Annotated in this window: 18 protein-coding genes; 10 read left to right on the forward strand and 8 right to left on the reverse strand. The window is 72.5% G+C overall.

What is annotated here, in order from left to right:
- Nucleotides 1-55: 55 nt before the first annotated feature.
- The 6 genes from ACWGH1_RS22335 (at nucleotide 56) to ACWGH1_RS22360 (ending at nucleotide 4,517) form a co-directional block, all read left to right on the forward strand.
- Entirely contained in the window at nucleotides 56-1,276 is a 1,221-nt protein-coding gene (locus tag ACWGH1_RS22335; protein ID WP_453356521.1) for a methyltransferase, read from the forward strand.
- A 39-nt stretch (nucleotides 1,277-1,315) separates the two neighbouring features.
- A complete protein-coding gene (locus ACWGH1_RS22340) occupies nucleotides 1,316-2,116 on the forward strand; it encodes a MerR family transcriptional regulator (RefSeq protein ID WP_453356522.1) in 801 nt (266 codons plus the stop codon).
- 108 nt (nucleotides 2,117-2,224) lie between these two features.
- Entirely contained in the window at nucleotides 2,225-2,887 is a 663-nt protein-coding gene (locus ACWGH1_RS22345; RefSeq protein WP_453356523.1) for a DUF6230 family protein, read from the forward strand.
- A complete protein-coding gene (locus ACWGH1_RS22350; protein ID WP_453356524.1) occupies nucleotides 2,878-3,372 on the forward strand; it encodes a DUF6114 domain-containing protein in 495 nt (164 codons plus the stop codon). Before ACWGH1_RS22345 ends, ACWGH1_RS22350 begins: the two co-directional genes overlap by 10 nt.
- Complete coding sequence (locus ACWGH1_RS22355) at nucleotides 3,369-4,019, forward strand: hypothetical protein (protein WP_453356525.1); 651 nt, start codon at nucleotides 3,369-3,371, stop codon at nucleotides 4,017-4,019. Before ACWGH1_RS22350 ends, ACWGH1_RS22355 begins: the two co-directional genes overlap by 4 nt.
- A gap of 171 nt (nucleotides 4,020-4,190) precedes the next feature.
- Nucleotides 4,191-4,517 carry a DUF2087 domain-containing protein gene (locus tag ACWGH1_RS22360; protein ID WP_453357446.1) on the forward strand — a complete coding sequence of 109 codons (327 nt, stop codon included), beginning with the start codon at nucleotides 4,191-4,193 and terminating at the stop codon, nucleotides 4,515-4,517.
- On the opposite strand, the gene ACWGH1_RS22365 is transcribed toward ACWGH1_RS22360, so the two are convergent.
- The 6 genes from ACWGH1_RS22365 to ACWGH1_RS22390 all read right to left on the reverse strand — a co-directional run bounded on the left by ACWGH1_RS22365 (nucleotide 4,490) and on the right by ACWGH1_RS22390 (nucleotide 11,439).
- Nucleotides 4,490-5,254: a metallophosphoesterase gene (locus ACWGH1_RS22365; protein ID WP_453357445.1), complete on the reverse strand. Its 765-nt coding sequence runs from the start codon at nucleotides 5,252-5,254 to the stop codon at nucleotides 4,490-4,492. The two genes, ACWGH1_RS22360 and ACWGH1_RS22365, sit on opposite strands and share 28 nt — an antisense overlap.
- 101 nt (nucleotides 5,255-5,355) lie before the next feature.
- Entirely contained in the window at nucleotides 5,356-6,786 is a 1,431-nt protein-coding gene (locus ACWGH1_RS22370; RefSeq protein WP_453408951.1) for a dihydrolipoyl dehydrogenase family protein, read from the reverse strand.
- 85 nt (nucleotides 6,787-6,871) lie between these two features.
- The gene (locus tag ACWGH1_RS22375) at nucleotides 6,872-7,255 is read right to left on the reverse strand and encodes a thioredoxin family protein (protein ID WP_453356644.1); all 384 of its coding nucleotides are present in this window, start codon (nucleotides 7,253-7,255) and stop codon (nucleotides 6,872-6,874) included.
- Between the two features lie 80 nt (nucleotides 7,256-7,335).
- A complete protein-coding gene (locus ACWGH1_RS22380; RefSeq protein ID WP_453408952.1) occupies nucleotides 7,336-8,775 on the reverse strand; it encodes a benzaldehyde dehydrogenase in 1,440 nt (479 codons plus the stop codon).
- 142 nt (nucleotides 8,776-8,917) lie between these two features.
- The gene (locus tag ACWGH1_RS22385; RefSeq protein ID WP_453356642.1) at nucleotides 8,918-10,117 is read right to left on the reverse strand and encodes a thiolase family protein; all 1,200 of its coding nucleotides are present in this window, start codon (nucleotides 10,115-10,117) and stop codon (nucleotides 8,918-8,920) included.
- 251 nt (nucleotides 10,118-10,368) lie between these two features.
- Nucleotides 10,369-11,439 (reverse strand): LacI family DNA-binding transcriptional regulator, encoded by a 1,071-nt coding sequence (locus tag ACWGH1_RS22390; protein ID WP_453408953.1) that lies wholly within the window; start codon nucleotides 11,437-11,439, stop codon nucleotides 10,369-10,371.
- Nucleotides 11,440-11,705: 266 nt separating this feature from the next.
- Here ACWGH1_RS22390 and ACWGH1_RS22395 point away from each other — a divergent pair, with 266 nt between their 5' ends.
- Together ACWGH1_RS22395 and ACWGH1_RS22400 are read left to right on the forward strand one after the other, a co-directional pair.
- On the forward strand, nucleotides 11,706-12,959 hold the full coding sequence (locus ACWGH1_RS22395) for an MFS transporter (protein WP_453357077.1): 1,254 nt from the start codon (nucleotides 11,706-11,708) through the stop codon (nucleotides 12,957-12,959).
- A gap of 88 nt (nucleotides 12,960-13,047) precedes the next feature.
- Nucleotides 13,048-13,743 (forward strand): alpha/beta fold hydrolase, encoded by a 696-nt coding sequence (locus ACWGH1_RS22400; protein ID WP_453408954.1) that lies wholly within the window; start codon nucleotides 13,048-13,050, stop codon nucleotides 13,741-13,743.
- Between the two features lie 609 nt (nucleotides 13,744-14,352).
- Here ACWGH1_RS22400 and ACWGH1_RS22405 read toward each other — a convergent pair.
- The gene (locus tag ACWGH1_RS22405) at nucleotides 14,353-15,087 is read right to left on the reverse strand and encodes a MerR family transcriptional regulator (RefSeq protein WP_453356472.1); all 735 of its coding nucleotides are present in this window, start codon (nucleotides 15,085-15,087) and stop codon (nucleotides 14,353-14,355) included.
- A gap of 46 nt (nucleotides 15,088-15,133) precedes the next feature.
- Here ACWGH1_RS22405 and ACWGH1_RS22410 point away from each other — a divergent pair, with 46 nt between their 5' ends.
- The gene (locus tag ACWGH1_RS22410) at nucleotides 15,134-15,580 is read left to right on the forward strand and encodes a DUF6194 family protein (protein ID WP_453356473.1); all 447 of its coding nucleotides are present in this window, start codon (nucleotides 15,134-15,136) and stop codon (nucleotides 15,578-15,580) included.
- A gap of 52 nt (nucleotides 15,581-15,632) precedes the next feature.
- On the forward strand, nucleotides 15,633-16,196 hold the full coding sequence (locus ACWGH1_RS22415; RefSeq protein WP_453356474.1) for a dihydrofolate reductase family protein: 564 nt from the start codon (nucleotides 15,633-15,635) through the stop codon (nucleotides 16,194-16,196).
- Between the two features lie 504 nt (nucleotides 16,197-16,700).
- On the opposite strand, the gene ACWGH1_RS22420 is transcribed toward ACWGH1_RS22415, so the two are convergent.
- A complete protein-coding gene (locus ACWGH1_RS22420) occupies nucleotides 16,701-17,249 on the reverse strand; it encodes a PadR family transcriptional regulator (RefSeq protein WP_453356471.1) in 549 nt (182 codons plus the stop codon).
- Nucleotides 17,250-17,327 lie beyond the last annotated feature (78 nt).

A 17,327-nucleotide genomic window follows, 5' to 3' on the forward strand; every position in this document is an offset into this window, starting at 1 on the left:
GCCCGGCCCCGTCCGTTCGGGGCCGGGCGGCCGTCTCGGATAGCCTGGGGCCAATATGAACCGTCTGACCACGCCTTTCGGCTCCTACGAGCTCACCCGCTTCCCCCAGGACCCGCGCGACCGGCTGCGCGCCTGGGACGCCGCCGACGAGTACCTCCTGCAGCACCTCGCCTCCGGGACCGGGGACCGCGGCCCGGTGGACCTCGGCGGCGGCCGGCAGATCACCGTGCTCGGCGACCGGTGGGGGGCGCTGACGACGGCCCTGGCCGCCCACCACCCGACGCAGATCACCGACTCCTCCCTGACCCGCTCGGCCACCATGGCCAACCTGGACCGGGCCGGTATCGGCACCGCCAAGGACACCGTGGCCCTGCTGACCACGCAGGACGAGCCGCCCGCGCGGATCGACGTCCTCCTGGTCCGGGTGCCCAAGAGCCTGGCGCTGCTGGAGGACCAGCTGCACCGGCTGGCGCCGCGGCTGCACGCGGACAGCGTCGTGGTGGGCGCCGGCATGGTCAAGGAGATCCACACCTCCACGCTGCGCCTCTTCGAGCGGATCCTGGGACCGACGAAGACCTCGCTGGCCGAGAAGAAGGCCCGGCTGATCTTCTGCACGCCCGGCGCCGCGACCGCACCCCCGGCGGCGAGCGCCCACGGCGCGTCCGGCGACCCCTGGCCGGTGACCTACACCGTCGACGCGGACGGCGGGTCGGGTGCCGGGCTGACCGTGGTCAACCATGCGGGCATCTTCTGCGCGGACCGGCTCGACGTCGGCACCCGCTTCTTCCTGCAGTCCATCCCGACCAATACGGACGGCGCCCGCGTCGTGGACCTGGGCTGCGGCAACGGCGTCGTCGGCACCGCCGTCGCGGTCGCCGACCCCCGGGCGGAGGTCGTCTTCACCGACGAGTCGTACCAGGCGATCGCCTCGGCGAAGGCCACCTTCCGCGCCAACGTCACCCGCGACCGCGACCGGGCCGACTTCCTCGTCGGCGACGGCGTCGCGATGCTGGACCCCGGCTCGGTGGATCTCGTCCTGTGCAATCCGCCGTTCCACTCCCACCAGGCCACCACGGACGCGACCGCGCTGCGGATGTTCGCCCAGTCCCGCAAGGTGCTGCGGCCGGGCGGCGAGCTGTGGGTCGTCGCCAACCGCCACATGGGCTACCACACCCACCTCAAGCGGCTCTTCGGCAACAGCGAAGTCACCGCGAGCGAACCCAAGTTCGTGGTGCTGCGGGCGGTCAAGCGGATGGAGCCGGAAGGGCGCCCGTAGGGCCCATGTGACCTGCCGGTACGTCCTACACTCGGCCGCGTGGGCAGCCAGGGGGAACATGACGGCCGGAGCGACGGCGGCGGGCGCTACCGCCGGGAGGACGTGGCGCGGGCGGCGGGCGTCAAGGTGCGCAACCTGCGCTACTACCAGGAGCGCGGGCTGCTGCCCCCGCCCCGCCGGGAGGGCCGGGTCGCCTGGTACTCCGACGACCACCTGACGCGGCTGCGGCTGATCAGCGACCTGCTGGGGCGCGGCTACTCCGTCAACGGCATCGCCGAACTGCTGAACGCGTGGGAGCAGGGCGGGGGCCTGTCTCAACTGCTGGGCCTGGAGCGGGCGATGACCGGCGACTGGGAGCAGGAGGAGCCGGTCACGATGACGACGGCCGAACTGCGCGACCTGTTCGGCCCGGCGGCGACCGCCGAGGACACCCGGCGGGCGGCGGAACTGGGTTACGTACGGGTCGAGGGCGACCGGGTCACGCACCGCAGCCGGCGGCTGCTGGAGGCGACGCTGGCGCTGGTGCGCCAGGGCGTGCCGCTCGCGGAGATCCTGGACGCGGGTGACTTCGTACAGGATCAGGCGACCGCGCTCGCCGACCGGTTCGTGGGGCTGTTCCGGCGGCACGTGATCGGTCCCGACGGGCTCGTCGGCCGGGACGGGGCCGAGCGGCTTTCGGCCACCCAGCTGGATCACATCTCCGAGGCGGCCGCGGCGCTGCGGCCGGTGGCGGGCGAGGTCGTGGCCGCGGAGTTCGCCCGCGCGATGGCCCGTCGGGTCGAGGCGGAGGTCGCGGAACTGCTGCGTACGGAGGCCGCGGAGCGGCGTACGGGGCAGTAGGACTCGGCCTAAAAGGTACGTTCGAGCAACCTTGCCAACCTCCATTGGCACTCTTACATTCAACTCGTCGGTAACAAAGGTGCACAGCCGAGATACAGGGACGATCTCATGGCAAGCTCACCGAACCCACCCGAACCACCCGGCACCGAAGACACCGCCGTCGAGGACGGCCGAAGGGGCAGCGGACGGGTCCGCTGGCGCCGGTTCGCCCTGCTGACCGTGCCCGCCGTGGCCGTGACCGCCGGCCTCGGAATCGCCCTCGCCCAGGGCGCGCTCGCCGCCTCCTTCGCCGTCTCCGGACAGCAGTTCAAGGTGTCGGCGAAGAGCCTGGAGGGCGAGGGCTTCGCCCAGTACGGCAGCGTCGACGTCAACGCCCGCCAAGACCTCATACCCGTGGCGGTGACCGCCATCAAGGAGGCCAGGCTCCACAGCCTCTGCCAGTCGGTGGTGACCACCCTCCCGCTCATCGGCGACATCTCGCTCAACCTCACCGCGGGCGGAAAGGACCCCGTCGAGGCCAGCAACCTGTTCGTCGACGCCACCCAGCTCTCCGGCGACGCGATGTTCAGCAACATCGAGATCGGCCGCGACGCCTCCACCCTCGACAAGGGACCGGCGGAAGCGGTGGGCATGCAGGACCTGTTCGCCCAGCAGGCCGACACGGTCGCCATCTCCGACCTGCACCAGACCGCCTGGGCCACCAACGCGGGCACCTTCAAACTCTCCGGGCTGAGCATGAACATCAGCAAGGGGAAGAAGGAATGCTTCTGAGCCGTCGCCGGCCGCCTTGGCGGTGGCGGCGCTGGCGGCGCGGCAGACCCTTCTGGGGCGGCCTGGCCGCCGTTGCAGCGGGAGCCTGGATCTGCGTCCTGCCGCTGGCACCGTTGAAGATCATGCTCCAGCAGGGGGTGGCGGGCATCCCGTCCGTACTGATGGGGATCGTCATGATCGTCCTCGGGCTCACTGCGTGGTTCGCCCCGCAGCAGCGCACCCTCGCCGGCGTCCTCACCACCCTGATCGCCACCGCCGCCCTGGTGCTGTCGAACCTCGGCGGCTTCCTGATCGGCACCCTGCTCGGCATCCTCGGCGGCGGCCTGATCTTCGCCTGGCAGCCGTACGCCGCCCCGCGCGCCCCGGACGCCACCGAGGCCGCGGACCCCACCGCTTCCCGGGACCCCATCCCCCTCCGGGACGCGGCAGCGGACCCCACCCGCTCCCCCACCCCGCACCACGATTCCCAAGGAGTACAGCCATGAGCCGTACGCGCACCGCGCTCGCCCTCGGGATGGCCGCCACCGCGGCCCTGACGGTGGCCTCCACCTCCGCGACCGCCGCGCCGTTACCGCTGGCCGGGTCGACCACCGTCACCCCGGCCGGGCACGCCTTCAAGGCCACCCTCAGCGGCAAGGCCACCCTCAAGGCCGGATCGGTCACCGTGACCTGTACGGTCTCCGTCTCCACCGGTACGGTGCCGGCCGCCCCCGGCAACCACAACGCGGCCGGACCGGTCTCCTCGCCGATCTCCGCCCCGACGTACAGCTCCTGCACGTCGAGCATGCCCGGCGTGACCCCGACCGTCACCACCAGCGGGGCCTGGTCGGTGTCCATGCAGAACGGCTCGCCGATCACGGCGACCATGACCGTGCCGACCGGCGGCCTGGTCGTCCACACCACCGGCCTGGCCACCTGTACGGTCACGGCCGCCCCGACGGGCGCGGCGAACGTCGCCGGCACCTGGGCCAACGGCGCCCCGTCCAGCCTGACCTTCACCAACGCCTCGGTGCCGGTCACGGTCACCGGCGGGTTCGGCTGCCCGACGAGCGCCACGTCGTCCACCTTCAACGCCGTCTACAAGATCGCCGACACCACCGACCCCGCGCAGCAGATCACCGTCGCACCCTGAACCCCCCGAACACCTTGAACCACTGAGCCCCGCGCACCAGGGGCCCGCCGGTCCCGGAGGACGTCCGGGACCGGCGGGCCTCCCGCTCGTCAGCCGGCCCGCGCCGGGGCGAACCGCCCGCGCCGGCAAATGCGTTGCGCGGCCGGCGCCGCCCGGGCGAAGCTGCTTGGCATGTCACAGAACCCCCCGACGTCACCGCACACCGCACCGCAGGACTGCAGCGCCGAGCCGCGCCCCCCGCGGGGCGTCGACGACCTCTTCTCGCACGGCCGCCTCACCGCCATTCCGCGCAAGGCGGCCCGGCGCGAGCAACTGCTCGCCCACCTCGCCGAAACCCTCTTCGCCCCCGGGCGGGAGTACACCGAACCCGAGGTGAACGACGCACTGCGCACCGTCCACGAGGACTGCTCGGCACTGCGGCGGTACCTGGTCACCTCGGGCCGTCTCACCCGTACCCGCGACGGCAGCAGCTACCGGCGGTCCACGACCACCCGGTAATGGGTCGTCAGCCGCCCGTCCTCGCCCAGCACGTGGAACGCGACGACCGGCGGCTCGTCGAGGTGGACGTGCTCGTCGGGGCCGCTCTGCGCCTCCCACGGGAGCCGCGTCGTGGACACCACACCCGGCGCCACCAGCAGCGGCCGGCCCGCGAACGTCGTCACGGCCCCGGTGTGCGCGTGGCCGCAGAGGAACGCCTTGAGGTGCGGGTGCCGCTGGGCGAGCGCCGCGAGGCGCTCCTCGCCGAACTGCCGGATGCCGTCCACGTACGGGATGTGCAGGGTGACGGGCGGGTGGTGGAAGGCGACCAGGACCGGCACCTCGCGCGGGGTGCCGGCCAGTACGCCCTCCAGCCACTCCAGCGTCGGCTCCGCCAGGAAGCCCTGGTGTTCGCCGGGCACGGAGGAGTCGCACACGGCCAGTACGAAGCCCTCCCCCCGCACCACCTGGTCCACCGGCTCCGCGGTGGGCTCCGGCTCTCCCAGCAGGCCCTGCCGGAAGGCGGCCCGCTCGTCGTGGTTGCCGGGGCAGATCACCACCGGGTGGCGCGAGCGCAGCACCTTGCGGGCCTCGTCGTACTCCTCGGGGGTGCCGTGATCGGCGATGTCACCGCTCACGAGCACCGCGTCGAGGTCGTACGGCAGGCCGTCGAGGTACTCCATCACGAGGCGGGCGCGGTCGGCGGCCCGCGCGTCGCCGTCGAAGTGGACATCGCTGAGGTGGGCGATCACTATCACGGACGGTGGCTCCTTCGGTCGTCGGTACGGCCATTCAACCGGCCCTCGCCGACTGCCTTCCAGGGCCAATCGATCACCGGCGGCCCCGGACCGCGCAGCCGTCAGCCGCGGTACGTCTCCAGCAGCCGCAACCAGACCTCGCTGACGGTCGGGAACGCCGGGACCGCGTGCCACAGCCTGCTGATCGGCACCTCCCCGGCGACGGCGATGGTGGCCGCGTGCAGGAGTTCCGCCGCCCCCGGACCGACGAAGGTGGCGCCGAGCAGCACCTCGCGGTCCAGGTCGACGACCATCCGGGCCCGGCCCGGGTACGGGTCGGCGTACAGGCCCGCACCCGAGACCTTGCCGAGGTCGTAGTCGACCGCGCGGACGCGGTGGCCCGCCCGCTGCGCCTCGGCCAGGGTCAGCCCGACGGCCGCGGCCTCGGGGTCGGTGAACACCGCCTGCGGGAGGGCGGCGGTATCGGCGGTCGCGGTGTGCGCGCCCCAGGGGCCGGTGTCGGCCGCCTCCCCGCCCGCCGCGCGGGCGGCGATGACGGCGCCGGCGATCCGGGCCTGGTACTTGCCCTGGTGGGTGAGCAGCGCCCGGTGGTTGACGTCACCGACGGCGTAGAGCCAGTCGTGGCCGGGGACCCGGCAGCTGTCGTCCACACCGATCCAGTCGCCCGGAACCAGGCCCAATGTGTCCAGGCCGATGTCGTCCGTGCGCGGGGCGCGGCCGGTCGCCATCAGCAGTTCGTCGCCCTCGACGGTCTCGCCGCCTTCCAGCACGACGGTGACGGGCCCGGTCGCCCCGTCCCGGACGACCGCCTCCACCGCGACGTCCGTACGGATCTCCGCGCCCGCCTCGCGCAGCGCCTCGGCGACCAGTTCCCCGGCGAACGGCTCCATGCGCGGCAGCAGCCCCGAGCCCCGTACGAGGACGGTGACGCGGGAGCCGAGGGCCTGCCAGGCGGTGGCCATCTCGGCGGCGACCACCGAGCCGCCGACGATCAGCAGCCGCCCCGGCGCCTGACGGGCCGATGTCGCCTCCCGACTGGTCCACGGGCGGGCCCCGGCGATCCCGGGGAGCTTCGGGATCACGGCCCGGGTGCCCGTCGCGATCACCACGGCATGGCGGGCGGTGAGGACGTGGTGTTCGCCCTCGGGGCTGGTGACGGCGACCTTGCGGACCCCGTAGAGCCGGCCGTGGCCCCGGTACACGTGGGCGCCGATGGAGTCCAGCCAGTCGATCTGGCCGTCGTCCTTCCAGTTCCCGGTCCAGTAGTCGCGGTGCGCGTACACCGCCTCCGCGTCGAGGGGGCCCCCGACGGCTCCCGCCAGACCGGGCACCCGGCGCGCGTCGGCCCGGGCCAGCACCGGGCGCAGCAGCGCCTTGCTCGGGATGCAGGCCCAGTACGAGCACTCCCCGCCCACCAGCTCGCTCTCCACCAAGGCCGTGGTGAGCCCGGCAGCCCGGGTCCGGTCCACGATGTTCTCGCCGGCCGGTCCCCCGCCGAGCACCACTACGTCGTACTCCACCGCTTCAGTCATGCGGCCAGTGTCGCCGTCCGGGGGCGGCGGCGGGTGACAGGCGGCCCTCGGCGTGCCGGAAGTGCCCTGGTCCGGGGCCGCGGGTCTATTCGCCGCCCGTTGCCTCGGGCCGGTCCGTCGGGGCGATCTTCGCCCGGACCTCGTCCATGTCCAGGGCGCGGGCCTGCGCGATGAGGTCGGTCAGCGCCGGCTCGGGGAGCGCGCCGGGCTGCGCGAAGATCGCCACCTGGTCCCGCACGATCATCAGCGTCGGGATCGAGGTGATCTCGAAGGCCGCGGCCAGTTCCTGCTGGGCCTCGGTGTCCACCTTCGCGAAGAGCAGATCCGGATTGGCCTCGGAAACCTTCTCGTAGACCGGCGCGAACTGCAGGCAGGGCCGGCACCAGCCGGCCCAGAAGTCGATCAGCACGAACGGGTTCTCGCTGACCGTCTGGTCGAAGTTCTCCTTGGTGAGCTCGACTGTCGCCACGGTGTCCAGACCTCCTGATAGCCGGTTGTCCTGCGTGAACGAACAATCCGCCCCGCGCATTCCGCACACACGGAGCTTCGCTAGAACGGGTGAGCGGGCGCCGTCGAGCGGACCGTGGTCCAGCGCAGTTCGGTGAAGGCGTCCAGGTTCGCTTCGCCACCGAAGCGGGCCCCCGTGCCCGACGCGCCGACCCCGCCGAAGGGGGCCACGGCCTCGTCGTTGACGGTCTGGTCGTTCACGTGGGCGATACCGGTCGGGATGCGGCCGGCCAGGTCGAGCCCGTGCGCCGCGTCGCGCGTGACGATCCCGAGGGAGAGCCCGTACGGGCCCGCCGAGGCCAGCGCCACCGCCTCGTCCTCCGTCGCGAAGGACCGTACGGGCGCCACCGGGCCGAAGACCTCTTCCGCGTAGGCCGGGCAGTCGTCCGATACCCCCGCCAGCACCGTCGGCCGGTAGAACAGGTCCCGGTGGGTGCCGCCCGCCACCACCTTGGCGCCCCGCTCCGCGCTCGCCTCGACCAGCGCGTGGACCCGCTCCACCTGGCCCCGGTCGATGAGCGGCCCCAGGTGCACCCGCTCGCGGTACGGGTCACCCACCGCCAGCGTCTCGGCACGCGCGGCGAGCCGCTCGACGTACTCGTCGTACAGCGAGGCGTGCACCAGGTGGCGCCCGGCCGTCATGCAGATCTGGCCCTGGTGGAAGAAGGAGCCCCAGGAGGCCTGCGCCACGGCGGCCCCGACATCGGCGTCCTCCAGTACGACGAGCGCCGAGTTGCCGCCCAACTCAAGGTGCGCTCGCTTGAGGTGACGGCCCGCCAGCTCGCCGACGGCCCGCCCGGCGGCGGTCGACCCGGTGAACGACACCACCCGTACGCGGGGATCGGCGACGAGCGCCGCCCCCGTCGCGGCCCCGCCCGGCAGGACGTGCAGCAACCCCGCCGGAAGTCCCGCCGCCGCGAACACCGCGGCCAGGGCGATGCCGCCGCAGACGGCGGTGCGCGGGTCGGGCTTGAGGAGCACCGCGTTGCCCAGTGCGAGGGCCGGGGCCACCGACCGGATCGACAGGATCAGCGGCGCGTTGAACGGGGCGATGACCCCGACCACGCCGGCCGGGACCCGGCGGGTGAAGGAGAGCCGGGGCGCCTCGCTGGGCAGGACCTGGCCGGCCGGACGCGAGGCCAGCGCCGCTGCCTCGTAGCACTCCTGAACGGCGACGTGCAGTTCGAAGTCCGCCTTGCCGGGTATCGAGCCCGACTCCCGCACCAGCCAGTCCCGCAGCTCGTCGGCGTGCGCCGTGAACAGGTCCCCGGCCCGGCGCAGCACGGCCGCCCGCTCCGGGTGGGTGGCCCGGGCCCAGTCGTGCTGCGCGGCCCGGGCCCGGACGGCGGCTTCGGCGACGTCCACCGGCCCGGCGAGGTCGAGGGTGGCGAGGGTACGGCCGGTCGCGGGTTCGACGACCGGGGCGGTGCCGCCGGTCAGGGTGGGTCCGTCCTGCCAGAGCGTCGGGTCGAGGAGCGGCATGGCGCGGGGCCTCCGGAGTCTGGGTGGGGGGCGGCAGCACGCGCCATCGTGCCAGACCCGGGGCGCCACTTCTGTTCAGTTATTGGGCAGTTGGGGCGTCAGCTTGACCGGAAACGATCGACGGGCGGCCTCGGCGCGCCGGTCAGCGCTCCAGGACCAGCGCGATGCCCTGCCCGACGCCGATGCACAGCGCCGCCATCCCCGTACCGGAGCCGGCCGCCGCGAGCTGGTGGGCGACCGAGCCCGCCAGCCGGGCCCCCGAAGCGCCGAGCGGGTGCCCGATGGCGATCGCCCCGCCGCGCGGGTTGACCACCGCCGGGTCCAGCTCCGGCCAGGCCGCCAGACAGCCCAACGCCTGCGCTGCGAAAGCCTCGTTGAGTTCCAGCACGGACAGGTCGGCCAGCCCCCGGCCGGCCTTGGCGAGCGCCCGCTGCACCGCCTCCACGGGGCCGAGCCCGAACAGCTGCGGCTCGATCCCCGTGACGGCGCTCGTACTGATCCGGGCCAGCGGCTCGCGGCCGGTGGCGGCCAGTCCCGCCTCGTCCGTCAGCAGCAGCGCCGCCGCCCCGTCGTTCAGCGGTGAGGCGTTGCCCGCGGTGACGGTGCCGGAGCCGTCCGTCCGGAACGCGGGCTTCAGCCGGGCCATCGCCTCCGGGGTGGAACCTTCCCGGATCGACTCGTCCCGTACGAGGTCGACGCCCGGGTACCGGACGACCTCGGGGTCGTAGAGCCCCTGCGCCCAGGCGGCCGCGGCCTTGCGGTGGCTCTCCAGCGCGAACAGGTCCTGGGCCTCGCGCGTGACGGCGTACTTGTCCGCGACGAGTTCGGCGCCCTCACCGAGCGAGCCCGTCCACTCCGCGGGCATCCGGGGGTTGGTCATCCGCCACCCCAGGGTGGTGGACCACATCTGCTGGTGGCCCGCCGGGAACGCGCGCTCCGGCTTCTGCACCACCCACGGCGCCCGGGACATCGACTCCACCCCGCCCGCGATGGCCACGGAGGCGTCGCCGAGCGCGATCGCGCGGGCGGCCTGGATCACCGCCTCAAGGCCGGACCCGCAGAGCCGGTTGACGGTGACCCCGGGGACGGACACGGGCAGCCCCGCGAGCAGGACCGCCATGCGCGCGACGTCCCGGTTGTCCTCGCCCGCCCCGTTGGCGTCCCCGAAGACGACGTCGTCGATGCGGGCCGGGTCGAGGTCGGGCGTACGGTCCACCAGCGCGCGCACCGTGTGGGCGGCCAGGTCGTCCGGGCGGACGCCGGCGAGCGCCCCGCCGAACTTGCCGATCGGGGTGCGGACGGCGTCGACGACGTAGACGTCGCGGACGGTGCGGATGCTCATGGGGTCTCTCCTGGGCGGATCCGTACGGGCGGTGCCGGGACGGCGCCGGTGTCGGCGCCGGCCTGCGGCGCCGGGCACGCCCGGATGGGGCGCGCCCGCAGTCTCCGTCCGCCGATCACCGCCTGTCAACGGTCGGTGGGCGCGGTGGGCGGCGCCAGGTGGGGCGGCGGGGCGGCGGGGCGGCGGGGCGGGGCCCGCTCAGGTCGACTCGCGCCGCACCGCCACGGCCGCCGGTTCCGGGCGGGGCCCGCTCAGGTCGACTCGCGCCGCACCGCCACGGCCGCCATCAGGTCGTGCCGCTCGGTGATCTCGGAGGGTTCCCGCACAGCGCGGTCCACCAGGGCGGCCAGGTGGTCGCCGGTGGGCAGCTCGATCTGCACGGTACTGAGCCGTGGCCGCAGCAGCCGCCCGACCAGCAGGTCGTCGGCGCCCATCACGGCCACGTCCTCGGGCACGCGCAGCCCGGCGTCCTGGAAGGCCCGCATCAGCAGCATCGCGTACTCGTCGTTGTAGGCGAAGGCCGCGTCCAGCCCGAGCGAGCGCCAGCGGGCCGCGAGCGCCGCGGCCGACTCCTCGGTGTAGGCCAGGGGCAACGGCTGCACCTCGGCGGACGTCACCGACCGGGCGCCGGCCAGCCGGGGCCCGGAGAACAGCTCCAGCCCCTCCTCCTGCGGGACGATCACCCCGATCCGGCGCCGGCCCCGCTCGACCAGGTGGGCGGCCGCCCGGGCGCCGACTTCCGCCTGGTCCATGACCAGCGCGTGCGCTCCCGGCACCCGGCCGGGCCCGAGAGTTATCACCGCGCGGGCACCGGCCCGCTTGAGGGTGGCGACGTTGCGTGCGGAGAGGGCGATCTCCCCGAGCGAGATCACCGCCACCGGCCGCAGCTCGGCCCAGGCGCGGGCGGCCTCGTCCCCGGAGAGGCCGAGGCTGCCGTACTGCACCACGGTGTAGTCGAGGCGGCGCAGGGCCCACTGGAGCTCGTTGAGGAAGGCGCTGTAGAGCGGCCCGACGGGGACGTTGGAGGTCGGCAGCAGGACGATCCGGGTGTGCCCGGCGCGCAGGCTGCGCGCGGCGGCGTGCGGGACGTAGCCCAGCTCCTCGGCGGCCTCGCGCACCTTGCGACGGGTGGGCTCGCTGATGCGGACGGCTTCCGCGTTGTTCAGTACGTACGAGACGGTCGCGCGCGACACGCCGGCGAGGCGCGCGACGTCGGCGCTGGTCGGCACGGGGGCAGCCGGACCGTTCGGTGACGGCGCGGCAGGTGAGGGCGCGCTCGGTGAGGGGGCGTTCGGCGAAGGGGGGTTCGGTGACTGAGACATTGCCCTGGCATCTTTCCAGACCGGTTGCGTCCGAGGGCTGGCGGATGGCCTGAAACGAATGCTACACAGTGCTTACACGATTCATTGACACGTGTAAGCACTGGTGTGACCAACCGTTGCACCGGCTGTCCCGCCCGTTCACGTGGGCCGACCCGCCGCACGTGTCGCACCGTGCCGTCGCCCTGTCGCGCTCAACCGCACCCCGCCCTCGCGACAGGGCGGCGCGCACCCCTCATCCGCTCGAACACCCCGCCCAGGAGGGCACCGTGGCCCTTTCCTCCCCCGGCACCGGCAACACCGTCGCCGCCCCCGACCCGTCGGCGCAACCCGCGGCGCGACGCGGCCTGCTGCCCCTGCTGCTCGTCGGCAACACCGCCATGTACTCGTTGTACATCGGCGTCGCCGGCCTCCTGCTCGCGCTCCAGGTCGAGGACATCGACCCGGCCCGCAAAGTCGCCGACTTCGGCCTGATCGCGGGGGTCTCGGCGGTCTTCGCCACGGTCTTCAACCCGGTCGCCGGCGCCCTGTCCGACCGCAGCGGACGACGCAATCCCTGGATCCTGGGCGGCGGACTCGCGGCGGTACCGGCGATGTTCCTGCTCGGCCTCGCGGACACCATTCTGCTGATCACCATCGCCTGGTGCCTGGGCCAGGCGGTCATGAACGTCTACCAGGCAGCCATCACCTCCGTGGTCCCCGACCGGGTGCCCGTGTCCGCCCGCGGCAAGGCCTCCGCGGCCGTGGGTCTCGGCCTGCCCTTCGGCTCGACCCTCGGCGCGCTGCTCGGCGCCGCCTTCTCCGACCACTACCGCACCGGGTACCTCGTGTTCGGCGCGATGGTGGCGGGCGCCGCGGTGCTGTTCACCGCCTGTACGCACGAGGAACGGCGGCCGGCCCCGGCCCCGCTGCCGGTCCGGGCGCAGGTCGCCGCGTTCGCGGGCGCGCTGCGGGACCACGACTTCCGGTGGGCGTTCATCGGGCGGGCGCTGCTGGTCCTGGGCTACTTCGCGGTGAGCGGCTACCAGCTCTACATCCTCCAGGACCACACCGTGCTGCCCGCGGGCGTGGAGCCGGAGGCGGCGGTCGCGCTGCTGATGCCGCTGACGAGCGTGGCGATGGTCGCCTCCACCGTGGTCGGCGGCTGGCTCTCCGACAAGTTCGACCGGCGCAAGCTCTTCGTGGGCGCCTCGGCTGTACTCTCAGCGCTGGCGTTGGTGCTCCCGGCGCTCTCCACGAGCTGGACGGCCATGCTCGCCTTCGCGGTGGTCAACGGGCTCGCGTTCGGCTGCTACATGGCGGTGGACACGGCGCTGGTGACGATGGTGCTGCCCGCGGCGGAGGACGCGGCCCGGGACATGGGCGTGCTCAACATCGCGAACGCCGGGCCGCAGATCGTCGCGCCGTTCGCCGCCTCGCTGATCGTGTCCGTGAGCGGCGGGTACACCGCGCTGTTCGTGGTCGCCGCGGTGCTGGCACTGGCGGGAGCGCTCGCGGTCCGGCCGATCCGGGCGGTGCGGTGACTGGCCCGTAGAGAACTCGGGGCCAAAGCTGTAGCCGAACCCGACGAGAAATCCGACGAGCGACCCGACGAGAAAGTAGCGCACCACCGTGAAACTGCACACCCGGACCTGGGGCGACGGCGACCGCACAGCCCTCCTGATCCACGGCATGATGGCCGACCACCGGACCTGGCGCCGGGTCGCTCCTGCCCTCGCCAACCTCGGCTACCGCGTCATCGCCGTGGACCTACGGGGCCACGGCGCGAGCGGGCGGGGCGAGTACAGCCCGCAGGCCTTCGCCGATGACGTGGCGGAAACCCTGCCCACCGGCGCCGACCTCGCGCTGGGTCACTCCCTCGGCGGCCTCACCCTGTCGCTGGCGGTGGAGCGGCTCAGGCCGAAGCGGGCCGTTTACTCCGATCCCGCCTGGTACTTGGCTTCGGCGGACGGCTTCGGCCCGGAGGTGTTCGCGCGGTTCAAGGCGAACGCGAGCAAGGAGCGGGTGTGGGAGATGAACCCGCGCTGGGAGGAGGCCGATGTGGAGATCGAGCTGGAGACCCTGGCGGCGTGGGACGACGCCACGGCCCTGTCCCTGGCGGCCCTTTCGGCCACCGACCTCCTCCCGGCCGGACCGGTCGTCCCGTCCCTCGTCCAGCTCGCCGACCCCAGCTTCCTGATCTCACCGGAACGCGCGACGATCCTCCGGGAACGGGGCTTCGAGGTCCGCTCGGTCCCGGGCGCGGGGCACACGATCCACCGGGACGACTTCGAGGCGTTCATGACGTCGCTGGAGGGGTGGATTTAGGGGGCGGGGGCGGGGCTTGGGGGGGCTGGGGGCGGGGTCCCCTTGGGCGGTGTGGGGGAGGTGCTGGGGGTTTCCCGTCAGTCCACTGTCCTTTCGTGTCGTGCCGGCCCGTCAAGGGCGCTCGCTGCGCTCGCGTCGCTTCGCGATGGCCTTCGGCCACCCTTGACTGTCCGTCCCGCCCCGAAAAGCCAAAGACCGCCGGGAAACCCCCGAAGAACGGCCGGGCCGTTCGGGTCCCAGGTGCAGGTTCCTCAGTGACCTCGATCCGAAGCTCCTGAACAGCCCCGCAAATGCAGCCTCATGTGGGCGTCTCCCAGCCCCGCCGGCGATTGAGGCGCGGGCTCTCGGGCGGAGCCCCAGGGAGCCCCGAGCGCAGCGAGGGGGCCCGGCCGCGGCGCCGCAGATCGCTACGCGCTCCTCCGAGACAGCGACTGCGGCCCGCCACGGGCTGGACATAAGCCGCCAATGATCGCTACACAGCTGACCTCATCTGGCGTCGACCAGCCCGGCATCGGCTGGGCATAGACCGCCACCGATCGCTACGCAGCTGACGTGCGCTGGCGTCGAACAGACCGGCACCGGCCGGGAAGCAAGGAGGCCTGCATACGGCTACGTCGTCGCCCCCGGGCCCTCGGCGGACATCACGACGGCCGCCAGATCCGTTCCGGCCCGCAGCAGCGCAACGGTCCGCCTGGCGATCTGGTCGAGCCGTCGGCTCAGGATGCGCCCTGTCTCCTCCGGGCCGCCGAGTTGGTGGAGGGAGCCCATGACCTCCCGGACCGCGGGAATGCCGTAACCGGCACCGCGGAGGGCCGCGACGATCCGGGCCGCCCTGATGGCGGGAACACCGTAGCGACGTGCTCGCAGTGACGTCACCCGCTCCGGGGTGACGAGCCCCTCCTCCTCCCAGTACCGGAGGGTTGAGGGTCGTAGGCTGAGGGCTGCGGCGAGCTCTGTGATCGTCATCGCGTCACTCTCCCGCTCGTGATCCGCGCCGTCCGCCTCGGCTTCGATGGCGCCCAACGCCTGTCGGGCGCGCAGCGCCTCGTCCCGCTCCCGGGCGAGCCGTACGTGTACCGCGTTGATGGCCGAGGCGGCCTCCGCGATCGGTCCCGTCCTCAACTCCACGAGCATCTGCCGGGCCACAACGGGGCCTACGGCCCCCGCGAGCCCCCGGTAGGCGCGCAGCGCCTGCACGTGGAGCGGCGTGTAGCACCGGTAGCCGTTGGCGGACCTGGTGGCAGGGGGGATGACTCCGAGCCGCTCCAGATCGCGCACCTGTTGCACGGAGTAATCCGACTCACGGGCGACATCGACGGTTCGCAGGAGCGCGTGCTCGGCCATCGGGAACCCCACATAAGCACTTGAAGGTGATGCTTGAACCATGAGTATGGAACACGTCATCGCGACGGTGCGAGGCTTCGCCGATGCACTCGTCGTCGTCCCGGAGCCGGGCGGCGATCTTCCCGAGGTGGCTTGGGGAGACGCCTTCTTCTACTACGCCCCTGACGGGCGGATGCCTCGGAACGTCCAGCCCTACGGGACCATCATCACCAAGAACTACCCGGACGACACCGCCTCCGACCTTGACCCGCCGGGCCGCTGGCGGGTGAACGTCCACGTCGGCCGTGCCGCGTTCCGGGAACTCACCGATGAGGGGCCGCACGACTTCGCAGCCTCCGACCGCGTGCTGCCGCACCCGGTGTACGGGGCGTTCGGGTGGGTCTGTGTCGTCAATCCCGGTCAACGGACGACCGAAACGCTTCTACGGCTCCTGCGCAGCGCGCATGACGCTGCGCATTGCAGGTTCGTGCGGCGGCACGCGCCGAAAGGCTGATCCGGCGGGTCCGGCGGTCGTACTGTCGAACCCGGTACGAGGAGGACTCCTGATGCGCAGCGTGACCTATTCGATGGGCGTCTCACTTGACGGCTACATCGTCGGGCCGGACGGCGGCTTCAACTGGACGGCGCCGGATGAGGAGATGTTTCGCTTCGTCACCGACGAGATCCGAGGCGTCGGTGTGCACCTGTTGGGACGTCGGCTCTACGAGACGATGCTGTACTGGGAGACCGCCGTCCAGGATCCGTCGCTCGACTTCTCCACGCTGGAGTTCGCCGCGGTCTGGAAGCAGCTCCCCAAAGTGGTGTTCTCCACCACGCTGTCGGCGGTACAGGGCAATGCCCGCCTGGCCTCCGGCGGCCTGGCGGAGGAGATCGAGCGTTTGCGAGCGGAGCCAGGGGAGGGCGACATCGCGATCGGCGGCGCGACTCTCGCCGCCGAGGCGGCAGCGTTGGGCCTGATCGACGAGTACCGGGCCAGGGTCCACCCGGTGCTGGTCGGCGGTGGCATTCCGTTCTTCCCCCGGCACGAGCGCCGGGTGGATCTCGAACTCGTCGAGAACCGCACCTTCCGTTCAAGAGTCGTCTACTTCCGCCACCGTGTGGTGCGGTAGGTGTATTTGCCCGCCCAGGAGCGGGCACATCTCCCAGCCCGTGGCGGGCCGCAGTCGCTGTCTCGGAGGAGCGCGTAGCGATCTGCGGCGCCGTGGGTGGGCCCCCTCGCTGCGCTCGGGGCTCCCTGGGGCTCCGCCCGAGACCCCGCGCCTCAATCGCCGGCGGGGCTGGGAGACGCCCCCACGAGGCTGCATTTGCGGGGCTGTTCAGGAGCTTCGGATCGAGGTCACTGAGGAACCCGCACCTGGGACCCGAACGGCCCGGCCGTTCTTCGGGGGTTTCCCGGCGGTCTTTGGCTTTTCGGGGCGGGACGGACAGTCAAGGGTTGAGCGCAGCGAAATCGCGAAGCGACGCGAGCGCAGCGAGCGCCCTTGACGGGCCGGCACGACACGAAAGGACAGTGGACTGACGGGAAACCCCCAGCACATACCCGACCCGCCCAAGGGGACACCGACACCCCACCGACCCCGCCCAAGGGGACCGCGCCCGAAGCCCCCGCCCCCTCACCGCTCGCGCAAGACCCTCGCCGTGCGTTCGTACCAGTCCCGGTTGGCGCGTTCGAAGTGCAGGCCGCGCAGGCAGGTCAGGTAGGGGCCGATGCGGTTGCCGTGGCGGAGGAACTGTTCCTCGGGGAGGTCGCCGCGCATCGTGCGCAGCAGGGTGTCGAACAGGTCGATCTTGGCTTCGGCGACGGCGATCCGTTCCGTGAGCTGGGCGACGAGCACCTCGGTGTCCACGTGGTCGGCGGCCTGGACCTTGACCAGCAGGTCGTCGCGGATGACGGACGGCTTGGTGGCGGCCGCCGTGAACCGTTCGAGTTCGCCGAGGCCGGCCTCGGTGACCTTGAACAGGCGCTTGTTGGGCCTGGTTTCCTGCACCACCTCCCGGCCGGTGATCAGGCCCTCGCGTTCGAGTTTGGCCAGTTCGGCGTAGAGCTGTTGCGGGAGCGCGTGCCAGAAGTTCGCCACGCCCATGTCGAAGGCCTTGGCCAGCTGGTATCCGCTCAGCTCCTCGTCGAGCAGGGCCGCCAGGACGGCGTGACGCAAAGCCATCGAGCCGTGTCCTTCCTCTGGTCAGGGATCCTCCTCCATGATAGTCAAGAAAATGACTAATCAAATTGAGGAGTGTGC

It is taken from the genome of Streptomyces sp. NPDC054883, assembly GCF_053610645.1.